The organism is Niabella drilacis, assembly GCF_900101395.1.
GTDB lineage: Bacteria > Bacteroidota > Bacteroidia > Chitinophagales > Chitinophagaceae > Niabella > Niabella drilacis.
Window position 1 is genome coordinate 19495 of sequence record NZ_FMZO01000026.1, and the last position, 15474, is coordinate 34968.

General features: G+C 43.7%; 13 protein-coding genes. 4 read left to right on the forward strand and 9 right to left on the reverse strand.

Annotation, left to right across the window (positions count from 1 at the left end; genetic code table 11):
* Positions 1 to 112 precede the first annotated feature (112 nt).
* From BLS44_RS24530 to BLS44_RS24555, 8 genes are all read right to left on the reverse strand, one after another.
* A complete protein-coding gene (locus BLS44_RS24530) occupies positions 113 to 1435 on the reverse strand; it encodes a glycosyltransferase family 25 protein (protein WP_143019920.1) in 1323 nt (440 codons plus the stop codon).
* A gap of 87 nt (positions 1436 to 1522) precedes the next feature.
* Positions 1523 to 2278 (reverse strand): glycosyltransferase family 2 protein, encoded by a 756-nt coding sequence (locus BLS44_RS24535; RefSeq protein WP_090393407.1) that lies wholly within the window; start codon positions 2276 to 2278, stop codon positions 1523 to 1525.
* Positions 2279 to 2382: 104 nt separating this feature from the next.
* On the reverse strand, positions 2383 to 2748 hold the full coding sequence (locus BLS44_RS24540) for a DUF4369 domain-containing protein (RefSeq protein WP_090393408.1): 366 nt from the start codon (positions 2746 to 2748) through the stop codon (positions 2383 to 2385).
* Between the two features lie 74 nt (positions 2749 to 2822).
* Positions 2823 to 3062 (reverse strand): hypothetical protein, encoded by a 240-nt coding sequence (locus tag BLS44_RS26350; protein WP_143019921.1) that lies wholly within the window; start codon positions 3060 to 3062, stop codon positions 2823 to 2825.
* A gap of 3 nt (positions 3063 to 3065) precedes the next feature.
* Complete coding sequence (locus BLS44_RS24545; protein ID WP_090393409.1) at positions 3066 to 4562, reverse strand: TlpA family protein disulfide reductase; 1497 nt, start codon at positions 4560 to 4562, stop codon at positions 3066 to 3068.
* Between the two features lie 369 nt (positions 4563 to 4931).
* The gene (locus BLS44_RS26725; RefSeq protein ID WP_176954544.1) at positions 4932 to 5099 is read right to left on the reverse strand and encodes a hypothetical protein; all 168 of its coding nucleotides are present in this window, start codon (positions 5097 to 5099) and stop codon (positions 4932 to 4934) included.
* A complete protein-coding gene (locus BLS44_RS24550; protein WP_090393410.1) occupies positions 5096 to 5428 on the reverse strand; it encodes a hypothetical protein in 333 nt (110 codons plus the stop codon). The genes BLS44_RS26725 and BLS44_RS24550 overlap by 4 nt, the downstream gene beginning before the upstream one ends.
* A 10-nt stretch (positions 5429 to 5438) precedes the next feature.
* Positions 5439 to 7118, reverse strand: a complete 1680-nt coding sequence (locus tag BLS44_RS24555) for a vitamin K epoxide reductase family protein (protein ID WP_090393411.1) — start codon at positions 7116 to 7118, stop codon at positions 5439 to 5441.
* 200 nt (positions 7119 to 7318) lie between these two features.
* On the opposite strand from BLS44_RS24555, the gene BLS44_RS24560 reads away from it, so the two are divergent.
* Both BLS44_RS24560 and BLS44_RS24565 read left to right on the forward strand, forming a co-directional pair.
* On the forward strand, positions 7319 to 9562 hold the full coding sequence (locus BLS44_RS24560) for a peptidase domain-containing ABC transporter (protein WP_245729415.1): 2244 nt from the start codon (positions 7319 to 7321) through the stop codon (positions 9560 to 9562).
* Positions 9563 to 9601: 39 nt separating this feature from the next.
* Positions 9602 to 10957 (forward strand): HlyD family secretion protein, encoded by a 1356-nt coding sequence (locus BLS44_RS24565; RefSeq protein WP_176954545.1) that lies wholly within the window; start codon positions 9602 to 9604, stop codon positions 10955 to 10957.
* Here BLS44_RS24565 and BLS44_RS26355 read toward each other — a convergent pair.
* Entirely contained in the window at positions 10921 to 11262 is a 342-nt protein-coding gene (locus BLS44_RS26355) for a hypothetical protein (protein WP_143019922.1), read from the reverse strand. The genes BLS44_RS24565 and BLS44_RS26355 overlap by 37 nt on opposite strands.
* Positions 11263 to 11403: 141 nt before the next feature.
* Here BLS44_RS26355 and BLS44_RS24570 point away from each other — a divergent pair, with 141 nt between their 5' ends.
* Complete coding sequence (locus BLS44_RS24570; protein WP_090393433.1) at positions 11404 to 12897, forward strand: S41 family peptidase; 1494 nt, start codon at positions 11404 to 11406, stop codon at positions 12895 to 12897.
* 82 nt (positions 12898 to 12979) lie between these two features.
* Entirely contained in the window at positions 12980 to 15472 is a 2493-nt protein-coding gene (locus BLS44_RS24580; RefSeq protein WP_218127811.1) for a DEAD/DEAH box helicase, read from the forward strand.
* The last annotated feature ends 2 nt before the right edge of the window (positions 15473 to 15474 follow it).

Consider the following 15474-nt stretch of genomic DNA (forward strand, 5'->3'; position numbering starts at 1 on the left):
AAAAAGCTTCATTGGGTTTAAAGATTTTGACCGGAGAAATAAGCGGCTATAAGATGGTATTATTAGCTTTTTTCCTGATCAAAAGTTAGTGTATTTTAGTTTACAGATTTCTTTATTTATCACGCATCCCGTATAACTTAAAATTTAGTACTACACGCTCGAACCGTTGAGTCGATTGCTCAAAAACATAGTTGATATGCCGATATTCCAATGAACGATCATTTACATCAGAATAACCAAAGTCTTTTTGAACGGAAATGAAAGGGTAAAAGGATAACTTATTAGCGGCAATTTGCGAAAGAATGTTATCTGCAGTTACCGATTCATCGAATGGCTCGTTTAAAATTAAGGGGAATATTTTTCGGTAAAGAACCATAAATTGAGAACCATAAAAGGCGTTGATCCAACACAACTCATCGGTGATAGGGAGAATATGGGAAAATCCGCCTGATGGGCCACCCATTAAGATGTCTGCAGCTAATTCATGTGCATATAATATGGAAGTAACTAGCCATTGTTTTGAATATGAATTAGTAAACACATGATCATCCTCACATATAATGATCAGGTCTTCTTCATTTTCCATGGCAGTGGTAACAATGTTTCGGATTGTTTTCCATAAACCCAAAGCTCCCACAGGGTCTTTTATTGCTTCAACAATGGTAATGTCGAATTCTTGTCGTCCGTTAAATTCCTGCCTGATATGGGCTAAACGGTCACAGCGCTCCGGTAGATTGATAATAAAGGTAGGTATGGTAACCGTATCAAGATCAATAGATACATTGAAACCGGCCAGCATGCGTTTGTTGAAATACCGGGAAACCTCAAGTAATGTATTTAGCGCTCCTTCGCTTTGTCTGAACAATGTTTGCTGCCGCTCGGGCTTATTATTTTTCAGTGTAACATCCGAATAACCATAGTCCTGCTGGGTTGAAATATAAGGCCATATCACCCATTTCCTGTCTGTAAATGCGGATATGCGATAATCTCCCGCATCAAAATCGTCGAGTTCCAGGTCCAGAAATGGCTTGAAGAACCTCTTGAAAAAAATAGCGAACTGAAGGCCGGAGAACTTCTCTGTCCAAAATAGATTTTCGGTAGAAAAAAATGCACTCTGGAACCAGCTTACACCACCCAATAAGATGTCAGCATCCAGGGCTTTGGCGTCCTCAATGCACTGTTGCAGTTTTTCAAAGGAATAATGTTCTGTAAACTGATGGTCGTCCTGGCAAATTAAGATAAGCTCATCTTCTGTCTGTACACAATCTTGTAAAATCTGTTTCATCGTTGACCATAGACCAAGCAGACCTACCTCATTTTGTATGGCATCCACTACTGTTACCGTAAACTCGGGTTTGTTTTCAAATTCTTTTAATACGGCTTGCCTGCGCTCAGGACGTGAGGGAAGATTGATTATGTGAGTTGATATTTGCATGAATAGTCTGTTATTTCATTTTTGTATTGTTATGCGATTTATTCAGAATAAACTTACCTTGTTTCGAAATGATAGGAAGGCTTTGATTTAAAACATTCTTTTTAATGGTGTGCGATTTCTTATGGCGTTTTCAACATCCAGCTGTAGCTGTCTGCCTACAGTTGAAGCACCATCGTTATTGGGGTGGCGACGATAACAGTAGACAATGTTCTGGATCATTGCAGTGTTTTCAAAGCCAGCTATTTCCATAAGTGGAAACATAAGCGCTATGTCCGAGGCGTATTCATAAAATTGCCCAGTTTCTGTCTTGAGATTTTCACAATGCGGATCCTGCCGTAGAAAAGCTTTAAATAATTTATATTTAAAGGTTTTTATGTGCGAGGCCTTCCAACGAACGCTTCTTATACTGGCAAACTCTTCTTTTGAGTAAGGCGAACAAAATCCCATGCGTCCATAATTGTCTATAAATTGCCCATAAGAAAGCAAGGTATTACTATCGTATGTCGCGTTAATAATTTGTAATACATATTCCCCTAAAAGATAATCGTCCCCGTCTAATTGTATCACAATGTCCTCATCTTTAATGGGAAGCTCCATTAGTGCTTTATAAATATTTTCCATCAGACCAAGGCGTTTTTTATTTCTAACCCGGTGAAACTTCTCCACTTCTCCGTCAATAAGATCGAGTGTTCCATCGTCTGACGCATCGTCCAGTAAAAAAACTTCATAGTTGTTATAGTGTTGCCCAATAATAGAGTTTATACAATCAATAATATATGGACGTACATTTCTGAAAGGAACTAATATTATTATTTTATGCATAGTCAATGGTACTTCAAGCATTTTTACAGAGTTTTCGTAAAGTGTCCTGTTTTTATGAGTCCGGGTTCTAAAATCTTTTTAATTAACTGCTCATTTTTTGAGTAACAAACTATTAATTGAATCTGTCAGTTGGGACAATTGTGAACCTGGTACATTGTAGTTGTTTCCTTAGCTTTCACCTCGATTGAGCCCCGGGAAAGAAAAAAGTAAAGATCTCCGCGAAGAGACCGGTTGAGGTCATATATGGAAAGTATGGCTTTGCTCGTGCCATTAATTTTTCCTGAAAAATGGGAATGCTCTTTTTTTGATAGAAATGTATCTGTAACGGAGTTTTCTATACTATTGGTATATTGTAAAACAACAGTGGATTTTTCAGCAACAGATCCTGCTAGATAAAAATCATCGTTAACAATTGTTAGAAGGGCTGATTTTGAAACCAAACCAATAATGGCGAAGAAAAATATAAGGGAACCAATTTTAATTTTTCTCATGTCAATAGTTGTCTATTAAAGCGTTGGTAAAGAAAAAGCTACCTACAAAAAGTAAATAGCTTTTGAGTGACGTGTCAAGTAGTTTGACATATTTTATCTCCTTTTTTTCCAACGTTCGGCACATCGAACAATAATGCGGTACATTTTGTACATGTGTTGTCTCCACCAGAACAATCGGAGCCTGATGTACATGGACTGGCGCAATGAGGTTTCCCACTTTCACTATCGTTCCCACTTCCCCCCATCACCGTTTTCAACTGCTCTCTTGTAAGAATCAATGCTCCATCAATGTTTTGAAAGTTCAATTTCTTCATTGGCTACAATTTTGTTTCAAAAGCCTTATTTAGCTCAGTATAAAACAGATTTCCAGTTGAGGGATGTGGAAGGTTGTTGTTTGAAATCTCCCCTTTATTATTAACTACAATAAACCTGGGTATTGTAATTTCCCTGAAGTTCCCATATATGCGGCTTTGAATATCCTCTTTGAGTTTAAAACTGATCATTACATGAGAGCCCTCCAATGGATAATGCTTTATAAAATTGAGCATTTTTTCCCTTGTTTCGGTATTGTCAAAGGAAATATAAAGCCGCTCAACATTATTTATCTTACAAAAACGATCAATTTCGGCATTGAACTGCATTTCTTCAACACAAGGGCCACACCAAGTAGCCCATAGGTCTATTAAAACAGCCTTTCCTTTGAAGAACTTTTTAACGAGACTATCCAAATTGTCTATTGAAGAAAGTTGTAATAGTTTGACTTGTAAAGTATCGGTAGTATTCCTTGGTTTCTTTTCATAGAAAAAAGGAAAGAGATATTTTTTGTATGCCGATTGAGGGAATATCGCTAAAAATGTGTTTAGATCCTTTTGGGTATAACTCATTGGAAACAATTTTTTATATCGCAGTAAAGTCATAGCCCAAAAACCTTCTTTTACATCGTTAGGGGCTTTCATACACATGGAAAGGTTTCCATTTAAAAAATATGATTCCCCTCCTATCACTAAATGTTTTTGGGGAGGGTCGTTAACGTCAATATTATAATTATCCTCTTTAAGTAGTAAAAATGAGTATTTTGTAGATGCTGCAAGGCGCCCATATATGTAACCTTTAACGAGTTGCGGATCATTGTCAAAAAGTGGCGATAGCTGATTAAAAAGTGCTTTTTTTTCTGATGAAGAATATTGCCTGGATGTTTTCGCCTGATATAAAAAATGCATAAGCAAATCTTGCTTGATGGCACGTTCAATAAAATTAAAAAAAGGTGCCGTGATTTTTCCTTTTTTATACAGTTTTTCAAAATCATTTACCTGACTGTTTAGCACCGACTCAAAAAGTTTTAGATCTTTGCTTTGATATATATCAGTTTTTTCTAAAGAAGTATAAAAATCTTCATGTTTACGGGAGGGATAATAATTGTATTTATTAAAAAGGGTATTCCCGTCACCATTCCTACCTGTAAAAGTAATGACGCCGTCGTCTCTTAGCCCGCTACTGTCTCGAACAATAGATTTTTTTATATCAAACGAAATGGTGTCTCCTGAAAAAGCCAAAAAATAGAACGGAAAATAACCAACACGAATGCAAAAAAACATGGGCCCCTTTGGTAAAGTGAGCTTTTTTTGAAACGAATTATTTGAATCTAATAAAATAATATTCGTTGAATCAAAAATATCGGAATTATAAAAATTGTTTATTGGAGTATATAAGACTATCTTATTCTTTAAACTATCTTCTATTGTGCCATTAACGAATACCTGGCCCGAGCTCTGATTGTAAAAGAGCAACAATAAAAAAAGAATCCAAGTCCTCATGAGTTATCAATATTAAAGTACTGAAATATCTAAACAGTAAGTGCAAAGTTTCTCTTCATATTTGCGTAACGAAAAGCTAACTAAGCACTTAAAGTTAGATAAACTTATACGGGAATGGCTGTTTAAGCCGGACATTCTGCGCCGGGGTTGCTACAGTTTACCCATCCGCAACTCGAACTACCCGAACTGCAATTGGATGTAAAATTGTCAATAGAACTTTGAGATGGCATGTTATTCCAGTGCATCATGCCCGCACCGCCGACACAACTACACCGATACTTCATGTTACCACTTCCCCCGCTTGCGCCACTTCCCCCATCTCCCCCCAGTATTTTTTTTAACTGATCTCTCGTAAGGACCTGTGTTCCTTCAATGTTTTGAAAGTTCAATTTCAGTTTTTTCATTGTTTAAAATTTTTAATACTTTAATAATCGCTTCCTCCTCATTCGTACTGCAGATAGAATAAAGGAAAGCATTTGAACCATCAAAGCTAAAATTCCCCGGGCCGCTATTTCTGGCCCCGAAAAATTTCTTCATATTTCTTTACAAAGTACAAAAATGGCTTTTTCGGAAAAGCAAAGCTCTTCGGGTTTACCGATTTTGCAGGTGTCCTCTCTTGCCAGTACCTCTCCGTATTTCATAAACCGGGAAATACAAAACTCGCCATCTTCCGTATAATAATATGTTTTGCGCTGCCGGTCGTAAATAATGGTTGCCCCCAGCTCCCGCATTTGGCATAAGATCTCTTTTATGGCGCTCTTTGACAATTTCATTTTCCGTGCAAAGGTTTCCAGGTCGCCGGTGGCTTTTCTTTTAATTAAATAGTTGGCATATTCCAGCCGCTTGATGGCTTTTACTAATGACATAGGGTTTCTATTATACCGCTAAAAAATAATTCAGATCAGCTACTGTGTATAACTCCGGGAGTTGGTAAAATTTCGCATTTTCTTCTGCAGTATTCACACACAGGAAAAATGTGGGTGTAAAAGCTACCTGGACTGCATCACACCATTCCCGCATCGCTTTTATTTTACGGTCCTGCATTTTTAGCTCCCCGTTTAAAGGATAATTGGCGGCAAAAGCCGCATAATCTTTTACCGGCGCATTATACCAATCGTCTAATGCTTTTTTGGTAAGTAGTTGATCATTTTTTGAATCAACGGCCAGTAAATGGCTTACCGGGGCTTTTTTAATGTCTTTTTCATCCTCCGTAGCGGTAAAGACCACCTGCAGGCAGAGGTCCTCATTATTCTCTGCAAGCGCTTCCATTACAGGATGTGCTTTTGCACAAGGTCCGCAATAAGGGTTGCATACTTTTACGAGCTTAAACCGGGCTTTAGCGTTACCCAGGGTAATGCCCAGGTCTGTAGCCGGCATCTCAATAGACTTTTGTTTGGCCAGTAAGGCCTCAAAGATCTGTGGGTTGTGTTTCAGGCGCTGGAGTTCCGTGGTTTTTTTCCGCAGTGCTTTTGCTTTTTTAAGAGCCGGTATTAGCAATTGAATAGCGATAAATACGGTTCCGAAGATGGCCGCTGTCGAAAACGCTGCAGCGCCGGAAATTTCAGACAGTGGCAACAAACCGTGAAAACTCCCCGAAAGGGCGGTTACAAACTGTAACAGGAGCAGGCCCTGGATCAGCAGGCAGAGCAGGCACCACTGCCGGGCGATCTTCCATTGATAATAAATACTAAAACCGATATAGGGGAGTGCGAGCATATTGATCCAGCTGAGCAGCTCCAGGCTTACCGGGTTGCGGATACCGGTAACCAGTAACAGGATCAGCATACCTGCGAAATAGGTAAAGCCAATGCTGCTCCAGCTTAACCCGAACAGGGTTGAAGCCCTGGAATTTAAAACGGCGGAACAGTTTACCTTTTTGCCGGCCTGGCAGATCTGCTTTAAGGCCGGGTTGTACTGGTCTACCTCAAACCATAAGAGCAGGGTGCTGACAACCGTGCCGGAAAGAGCGATGAGGGTGAAAACCACCGGTGCAATAACCGCATAGGAGCGGGTGGTAATAACCGCCAGCAGGCAGATAGCCAGGGTGAGCACCGGCAAACTCAGCAGCAGCAGGTGGGAAAGCCTATTTTTTTGTTTTTCTTCCTGCTGATGTTTTGCGTACTCCTTTTCTATGGAACTTTTTTCTGCTTCCACGGCCAGGATGGTTCCCAGGTACAGGGCATCAAAGGCTTCGGGAGAAAGCGTTTCTGTTTTTTGGGAGCCGGGATCATAAAGCCCGATGGCGTTTGCAGAAAAACGGGTAACAACGGAAAATACGGTTCCGCCCCGGGGGCTTTTGATATGTGCCATAAAAGGCGTTCGGATCTCCGTTTGGGCAAGGATCTGCTCCCGCTGCATGTTAAGCGCTCCACTGGCCACATTATAGGAAATACCTAATACATCAGCAATAGCAGCCAGGCTGGGATAATCCGGATGCTCCTCTAATTCTTTCTGTAAATGGGTACGGGTAAACGGTACGTTTAAGCAGGTTAATAGATAAGCTGCTGCGGTTTCGCAGGGTTGCATAGGTTGCAGCAACCGGGTTAAAAAGGACATTGGCAATCATTTTAGGTTAAAATAAATGTTCTGAGATTGAGCAGTTATAAAAAAATCCCGACTATTATCTATCCTAAAAATAATGAATATAAATCACAAAAAAAACATATTTTTTGATTGTGTAATGTAATATATCATGTGTCTTTTTTTCCCAAATGAAGAAAAATAAGTAGGTTTGAAATAGCCAAAAACAAACGCTGGTGAAACTATTTGACAAACGCTTTGCCTTCTATAAGCAGCTCAATGCCATGGACTGTGGCCCTACCTGTTTGCGCATGGTTGCCCGTTCTTACGGCAAACATTATAATGCGGATACATTACGCCAGATGGCGGGTTTTAGCAAGGCCGGGGTATCCATGCTCGGTATCAGTGATACAGCCGAAAAGATCGGCTTCAGGACCCGGGGGGTAAAGCTTACCTTGAAACAGCTACAGGGAGTGCCGGTGCCGGCGATCCTGCACTGGAACCATAATCATTTTGTGGTACTAACAGCTATAAGGCGACGCAGCGTTATGGTGGCTGACCCGGGGAAGGGATTTATAACCTATACGGCTGCCGAATTCTTAAAACACTGGGCCGCTGCAAAAGATGAGGAAGGCAATGATACAGGCGTTGCTTTATTATTAGAACCCACCCCGGTGTTCTATGAATCTGAGGGGGAAAAAGAGCACAAGCTTAGCTGGTCGCTGGTTTCAAAGTATTTACTCACGGCCAGGTGGCAACTGGCCCAGGTGTTTATGGCCTTTATCATTACCTCTTTGCTAACCCTTATTTTCCCTTTTCTTACACAAAGCGTGGTGGATGTGGGCATCAATGCGCAGAACCTGCAATATGTGGTAGTGGTATTAATTGCCCAGACCATGCTTTCTTTTAGCCAGACCTTTGTAGGCTTTATCCGGAGCCGTATTATGCTGCGTATTTCCAATATCCTCAACATACAGATCTTATCCGATTTCTGGATCAAGCTCACAAGGTTGCCGGTTTCGTATTTTGATATGCATCACACCGGTGACACCCTGCAACGCATCGGTGATCATGGCAAGATCCAGGGTTTTCTTTTAGGCACGGCATTGTCTACTATTTTTTCTTTTTTCAATTTTATTATCTACGCTATAGTACTGATGATCTACAGTGTGGAGCTCTTCTTTGTATTTGGCATCGGCAGTATTATTTATTTTATATGGGTACAGTTATTTTTAAGGATCCGGAGAAAACTGAACTATGAAAGCTTTCATCTTTCTGCAAAGGAAAATAATACCACATTGCAGATGATCCAGGGCATGCAGGAGATCCGCCTGAACAATGCCGAAAAGCAGAAACGCTGGGAGTGGGAAAATATACAGGCCAATGTATTTAAGCTGGGTTTTAAGAACCTGAACTACAGCCAGGTGCAATCTGCCGGGGCTACTTTTATCAGCAGCCTGCAGGGGATTGTCATCAGCTTTTTGGTGGCCCGGCTGGTCATTGATGGCAAGCTTACTTTTGGGGCCATGCTGGCCGTGCAATACGTGATCGGCCAGCTCAGCGGTCCCATACAGCAATGGGTGGGCTTTGTACAAAGCTTCCAGGATGCTAAAATAAGCATGGAACGGCTGAACGAAATTCACCAGCTGGATGATGAAGAGGACCGGCAAAAAAGTTATATCAGTCAGCTGCCGGAAAATAAATCCATCGCCATCAACAATCTTTCTTTTACTTACCCGGGAGCCGGCAATGACCCGGTTTTGGAACATATAAACCTGGTCATCCCGGAGAACAAGGTTACCGCTATTGTGGGGGTGAGCGGCAGCGGCAAAACGACCCTGGTTAAATTGTTATTAAAGATATACGAGCAATATGAGGGCGATATAAGGGTGGGAGGCGGCCCCACAGCCTCCTCGGGGGAGGGGGAAAATAACGCAGGACTTAAATTTGGGTTCATCAGCCATCCTTACTGGCGCAGCGAATGTGGTGCCGTATTGCAGGATGGCTATATCTTTAATGATTCCATTGCCCGGAATATTGCAGTGAGAGACGAGGAGATCGATTATAACCGGTTGCTCCAAAGTTGCCGTATCGCCAATATCCATTCTTTTATTGAGGGCCTGCCCAATGGTTATTATACCAAACTGGGGGCCGAAGGTACCGGCATAAGCCAGGGGCAGCGGCAACGGATCCTGATTGCCCGGGCCGTATATAAGAACCCTTCTTATTTGTTTTTTGATGAAGCGACCAACTCCCTGGATGCCAATAATGAAAAAGAGATCATCGAAAACCTGGGGCGGTTTTTTAAAGGCAGAACGGTGGTGGTAGTGGCGCATCGCCTGAGCACAGTGAAAAATGCGGATAAGATCGTAGTCCTGGACCGGGGTAAGATCGTTGAGGAAGGGACGCACCAGGAGCTTTCTGATTTAAAAGGGAAATATTATGAACTGGTAAAGAACCAGCTGGAGCTGGGCAATTGATTACAGGTTTGTGATTTGATAGTTGAAATGAGAAGCAACATGAAAAATATGCACAGGGACATTGTAGAACTCAGCCGGGCAGACCTGGAGACCCTTCCCCTTGGAGAGGACCAGGGTGAGGCTTTCCGGGAGCGCTCAGATATCGCCCAGGAGATCATCAGCCGCAGGCCGGATTTTTGGGAAAAATGGGCATTGATCGTTTTCCTGGTCCTGTTATTATTGCTTACCGCGGGTACCTGGTTTATTAAGTACCCGGATATTATCGAAGCGGGTGCCGTGCTTACCGGCCAGAACGCACCCAAGGAAATTGTACCCAAACAAACCGGGAAGCTGACAGCGCTATTTGTTCAGAACAATGAACACGTAAAGCAGGGCCAGATACTGGGCTGGCTGGAGTCCAATGCCGACACCAAAGAAGTGATTGCGCTTTCCGCCAGGTTGGACAGCAGCCTGAAAATGCTGGGTGGCGGACTGCCAGGTTCCATTGTCGGTTTATTTAATACACGTTTTAACAACCTGGGAGAACTGCAGGCCGGTTATCAAACCTTTGTTACTGCATTGCAACAGTACAATGATTACCTGGTGAACGGGTTTTATTCCCGGAGAAAAGAACTGTTGAGCAGTGATATTGCATCGCTTCAGAATATGAAAGAGAAGGTAACGCAGCAAAAAGAATTTACGACAAAAGACAATGAGCTGGCCCGGACAACCTTTGAAATGAACGAAAAGCTTTTTAGAGAAAAAGTGATCTCCGCAGAAGAATACCGCCAGGCGCAAAGCGCGCTTTTGAACAAACAGAAGTCCGACCCGCAAATGGAGATAAGCCTCATTACCCAGCAAAGCCAGATACGGGACAAGCAAAAAGAAATAGACCAGCTGAACCACGATATCCTGCAGCAACAGCAAACTTTTGAGCAGGTATTGCAAACCTTAAAAAGCAATGTGGATGAATGGCTGCGGCAATATACCCTGCAGGCTCCTGCCGGGGGAACGGTGGTGTTTGCACTGCCACTACAACAAAACCAGTATTTACAAGCCGGGAAAATACTGGGTTATGTAAACCCGCCGGACAGCAAATATTATGCAGAGGTAAAATTGTCTCAAAGTAACTTCGGAAAAGTGGATACCGGTATGAAAGTGCAATTGCGGTTCGACGCCTATCCCTACCAGGAAATGGGTTTTGTGCCCGGCATCTTAAATTATGTGTCCGCTATATCCATAGACAGTACCTTTTTGGGAACGGTGCAGCTGAACCAGGGATTGCTGACCAACCAGGAGAGAACGATCCAATACAAAAACGGTTTGAAGGCCCGGGCACTTATTATTACAAAAGACATGCGCCTGCTGGAGCGGCTCTATTATTCGATAGTTAAGTCTACCACTGTTAATAAGTAACAAGAGAATAAATGAATGGCTTTGCTGGTGCCATTAATTTTTCCTGAAAAATGGAAACGCCCCTTTTTTGACAGACAGGTGTCCGTAACGGAGTTTTCTATACCATTGGTAGATTGTAAAACAACCATGGATGCCTCAGCAACAGATCCTGTTACATAAAAACGATCGTTGACAATAGTTAGACTGGCCGAATTTGAAATAAAATGAATAGCGACAAAACAAAACAGGAGAAAGCTGTTTTTCAGGCCGGTAACGGCCTTTGCATAGTGCCGGAAGGGCTGCAGCAACCGGGTTAAAAACGACATAGGCAATCCTTTCAGGTTACAATAATTATTCTTGGGGATAGCAGTTATGAAGTAGGTCCCTAGAAACTTTACATCTTAAAGATAAAGGAAACAAATGATAAAAAATTTATTTTTAACGCATCAATAAAAATGGCTTCCTGCATGAAATGGTGGATCGGTTTGTTTATCGGTATTATCCTGTACTCCTGTAAAGCAGGACGGGAGGCCTTTAACCCTGATAAAAAATTCGGCCCGCAGCAGCTGCAGTCCGATTACCGGCTCTTCCGCAAGATACTGGAAGAACGGCATCCTTCTTTATACTGGTATACGGCCAAACCGGCCATGGACAGTGCGTTTGAAGCAGGAGCCCTCCAATTAAAGGACAGCCTTACAGAACAGGGATTCCGCAGGGTGCTGACAAAGGTGATTGCTACGGTCCGCTGCGGGCACACTTCTGTAAGGGCTTCCAGGAACTATACGAAGTATATGGATACGTTGAAAACCAAGCCCCTGTTCCCTTTATATATAAAAACCTGGAATGATACGGTGGTAGTGGCCTATAATATTTTTAAGAACGACAGCAGCCTGGTACGGGGGGCATTGATCGACTCTATTGGGTGCAAACCTGTAAAAGCAGTGCTGGACAGTTTGCGGGGCTACATTCCTGCAGACGGGGGTAACCGCATCGCGCAGGACCAGCGCCTGAGCACCGGTACTTACCTGGGGGCATTGTATACCTGGGTCAATGGCTGGCCCGGGGACCTGGACATCCGGTTCCGCGACAGTACGGGCAGGCCCGGCAAAAGGCTGATCCGCCCCTACAAGCCCCCGGTGGATACCAGCCGTAAACAAACGGCTTTATCAAAACGTAAACAAAAGGAGCCACGACGGAAGCGGCTGCAGGAAGAGCGCTCCCTGCAAATAGACAGCAGCGGCCGCTTTGCCGTGATGGAGCTGAACAGCTTTTCCGAAAAACTGGAGTTGCGGTCATTCTTCCGGCATTCGTTCCGGAAACTGCGCCGGCAAAAAATTGAAAACCTGGTGGTGGGCCTGCGAAGCAATGGCGGCGGCAGGGTCAGCAACTCCAACCTGTTTATGAAATACCTCAGTAACCGGCCGTTTAAGCTGGCCGATTCGTTGTTTGCGGTAACCCGGAGCTCAGCCTATAGTCGATTCATCCGCAACGATTGGGCGCTGAAGTGGTTTATGCGTTTTACCACGCATAAAAAAGCTGACGGACGCTTTCATTTTACCTGGTATGAGAAACACTATTTCCGGCCAAAGAAAAAGAACCACTACGAGGGAACTGTTTACCTGCTGAGCGGTGGCAACTCTTTTTCTGCTACGTCGCTGGTGGTGGGTGGCCTGCGGAGCCAGGAGCATATAATCGTGCTGGGAGAACCTACCGGTGGCGGCGCCTATGGCAACAGCGCCCTGCTGATACCGGACGTAACCCTGCCTGCGACCCAAATACGGTTCCGGCTGCCGCTTTTCCGGCTGGTTACGGATAAAAGTATTCCGAAGGATGGGCGGGGCGTTCAGCCGGAGATCCGGGTGCTGCCTACGGTTGAGGCGATCCGCCAGGGGCGTGATTATAAAATGGAAAAAGTAAAGGACCTGATCCGGATAAATAGCCGTCCCGGCTTATGGAAGTAACATACTCCCTGCACAGATAAAAGGCAAAAGAAATAATTCGTTAAAGCCGGGTTGTTTTGTTACATTTAATGCAAAAATAATTGTGCCTGTAAAAAAATCGTCAGCCGCTAAAAGGGAAAAGATAAATGTAAAAATAGTCGTTTCACACACACGCAAGCCCGGGAACATGACAGAAGCCGAATGGCAATCGGAATTGAGAAAGCAAATGGCTGGCCAGGTATCTTTTACTATTAAAAATATTGGAACGGAGCTGCTCTTTAGCGATTACCTTGTATATAATCCTGAATCTGCAAACACCTATAAGGTGGCGCTACGTAGCAAAGACAATAGCCGTAATTTTTGCAATTGCCCTGATTTTAAGACCAACGGCCTGGGTACCTGTAAGCACATTGAGGCGGTACGACTGATGCTGGGTAAAAAACGGGGGATTAAAAAATTGTGGGACAGCCCGCCGAAGCCGTTGTACTCCTCCCTGTATGTAGCCTATAGTGATGGACGGAAAATAAAACTGCGCATAGGCAGCGAAAACCAAAAGAAAATGAAGGCATGGGCAAAACAATATTTTGATGAGACCGAGGTATTGTTTGAAGCGGCTTATTTTGATTTTGATAAATTGCTTGCAGAGGCAAAAAAAATAAATAAAAGTTTCCGGTGCTATCCCGATGCGTTGGATGCTGTTATAGCGGAGCGCAGCCGGCAGCAGCGGCAATTACTGGTGCGCAAAAAAGGCACTGCACTTTTAAACGGAATGGTAAAAGCATCGTTGTTCCCTTATCAGCAGGAGGGTGTTTTGTTTGCCACTAAGGCCGGGCGTTCTATACTGGCCGATGATATGGGCCTGGGAAAAACCCTTCAGGCGATTACCTGGGCGGTCTTAATGCAAAAACAACAGGGCCTGGAAAAAGCATTGATCGTTTGTCCTACCTCACTTAAATACCAGTGGAAAACCGAGATTGAAAAATTTACAGGAGTCACTGTTACGGTGGTGGAAGGAAATGCACTGGCCCGTCGCGCCATTTACGAGCAGGATAAGCATTATTTCAAAATTGTGAGTTACCATGTGGCGGGCAACGACTGGCAGTATCTGAATGCAATGGAGCCGGATATTATTATCCTGGATGAAGCACAGCGTATTAAAAACTGGCGCGCTAAAATTTCAACAAATATTAAACGGCTGCGCTCGCCTTATTCGTTAACGCTTACCGGTACACCGCTCGAGAACAATATTGAAGAGCTGTACTCTCTTGTTCAATTTACAGACCCCCTGTTGCTGGGTTCATTGCGGGGCTTTTTGAGCCGGCATCAGCAAACAGACGAAACGGGGAAAGTAACCGGATATACCAACCTGAACGAAATTGGTCAAACTCTATCCGGGGTGCTCCTGCGGCGGAACAAAAAGGAAGTGCTGAAGCAACTGCCCGGCAGGATGGATAAAAATTTGGTGGTCTCCATCACCGAAGAGCAGAAGGCTATTCATGATGAAAAGAAGGATATTGTTTCAAGACTGGTAAGCAAATGGCGGCGTATGGGGTTCCTTAACGAAAAAGACCGCCAAAGCCTGCTAAACAACCTCAACATGATGCGCATGGTTTGCAACAGTACCTATATTCTTGACCAAAAAACCAACTATCAAACCAAGCTGGATGAACTTTTCAGCATCCTGGAAGAGCTGCTGGCAATGGAAGGAGAGAAAGTGGTTGTTTTTAGCCAGTGGGAACGCATGACCCGGCTGATTGCTGCGGAGTTGAAGCAGCGGAATATAAAATTTGAAAACCTGCATGGTGGTGTTCCCAGCAGGGAAAGGGAAGCGCTTTTCACTAACTTTAATACGGATCCGGAGTGCCGGATCTTTCTTTCGACGGATGCCGGTGGTGTGGGACTGAACCTGCAATCGGCGGCGTACATGATCAACATGGATATACCCTGGAACCCCGCAGTGCTGGAGCAGCGTATTGCACGTATTTACCGCATGGGTCAAAAGAAAAATGTATCCATTATTAATCTCGTGGCTCGGGGTACCATTGAGGAGCGAATGCTGGCGGTGCTGAAATTTAAAAGTTCTGTAGCCGCAGGCGTATTGGATAATGGTGAAGACAGCATCTTTATGGGCGACAGCAAGTTCAAAAAACTGATGGAGTCGGTGGAAGCCATTACAATGGAAGCACCAGGCGGCGAAGTGGCGTATTTTGTTGATAAGGAGGAACAGGCTGAAATAACCGGAACGCCGGAGCCGGAAGATCGTCAAAAAACAATGGCCGATTTTTCGGCTGCAATGGAAGAAGATCCGGTGGCAGATGAAGCAATAACGGGTATGGATCAGCAGGAAGCTCCTGTGGCAGCATCGTCGTCCGCAGAGGATGTTGCTGCATTAGTGCAGCAGGGCGCTCAGTTCTTTTCAAAATTCATCAGTGCATTAAGTACCCCCGATGGCGCTAAAAACCTCGCTGCCACGATCACGGAAAAGGATACGGTAACAGGTGCCACCTATTTAAAAATTCCGGTAGCAAAAGAGCAAACCATTACCGATGCATTGAGTTTAATAGCCGGGCTATTAAAGACGGTAGGAAAGAATTAGTT

Excerpts from the sequence above, each read along its gene's own strand:
- BLS44_RS24530 (WP_143019920.1), bottom strand. The coding sequence starts at position 1,435 with ATGCAAATATCAACTCACATAATCAATCTTCCCTCACGTCCTGAGCGC.
- BLS44_RS24535 (WP_090393407.1), bottom strand. The coding sequence starts at position 2,278 with ATGCTTGAAGTACCATTGACTATGCATAAAATAATAATATTAGTTCCT.
- BLS44_RS24540 (WP_090393408.1), bottom strand. The coding sequence starts at position 2,748 with ATGAGAAAAATTAAAATTGGTTCCCTTATATTTTTCTTCGCCATTATT.
- BLS44_RS26350 (WP_143019921.1), bottom strand. The coding sequence starts at position 3,062 with ATGAAGAAATTGAACTTTCAAAACATTGATGGAGCATTGATTCTTACA.
- BLS44_RS24545 (WP_090393409.1), bottom strand. The coding sequence starts at position 4,562 with ATGAGGACTTGGATTCTTTTTTTATTGTTGCTCTTTTACAATCAGAGC.
- BLS44_RS26725 (WP_176954544.1), bottom strand. The coding sequence starts at position 5,099 with ATGAAGAAATTTTTCGGGGCCAGAAATAGCGGCCCGGGGAATTTTAGC.
- BLS44_RS24550 (WP_090393410.1), bottom strand. The coding sequence starts at position 5,428 with ATGTCATTAGTAAAAGCCATCAAGCGGCTGGAATATGCCAACTATTTA.
- BLS44_RS24555 (WP_090393411.1), bottom strand. The coding sequence starts at position 7,118 with ATGTCCTTTTTAACCCGGTTGCTGCAACCTATGCAACCCTGCGAAACC.
- BLS44_RS24565 (WP_176954545.1), top strand. The coding sequence starts at position 9,602 with ATGAAAAATATGCACAGGGACATTGTAGAACTCAGCCGGGCAGACCTG.
- BLS44_RS26355 (WP_143019922.1), bottom strand. The coding sequence starts at position 11,262 with ATGTCGTTTTTAACCCGGTTGCTGCAGCCCTTCCGGCACTATGCAAAG.
- BLS44_RS24570 (WP_090393433.1), top strand. The coding sequence starts at position 11,404 with ATGAAATGGTGGATCGGTTTGTTTATCGGTATTATCCTGTACTCCTGT.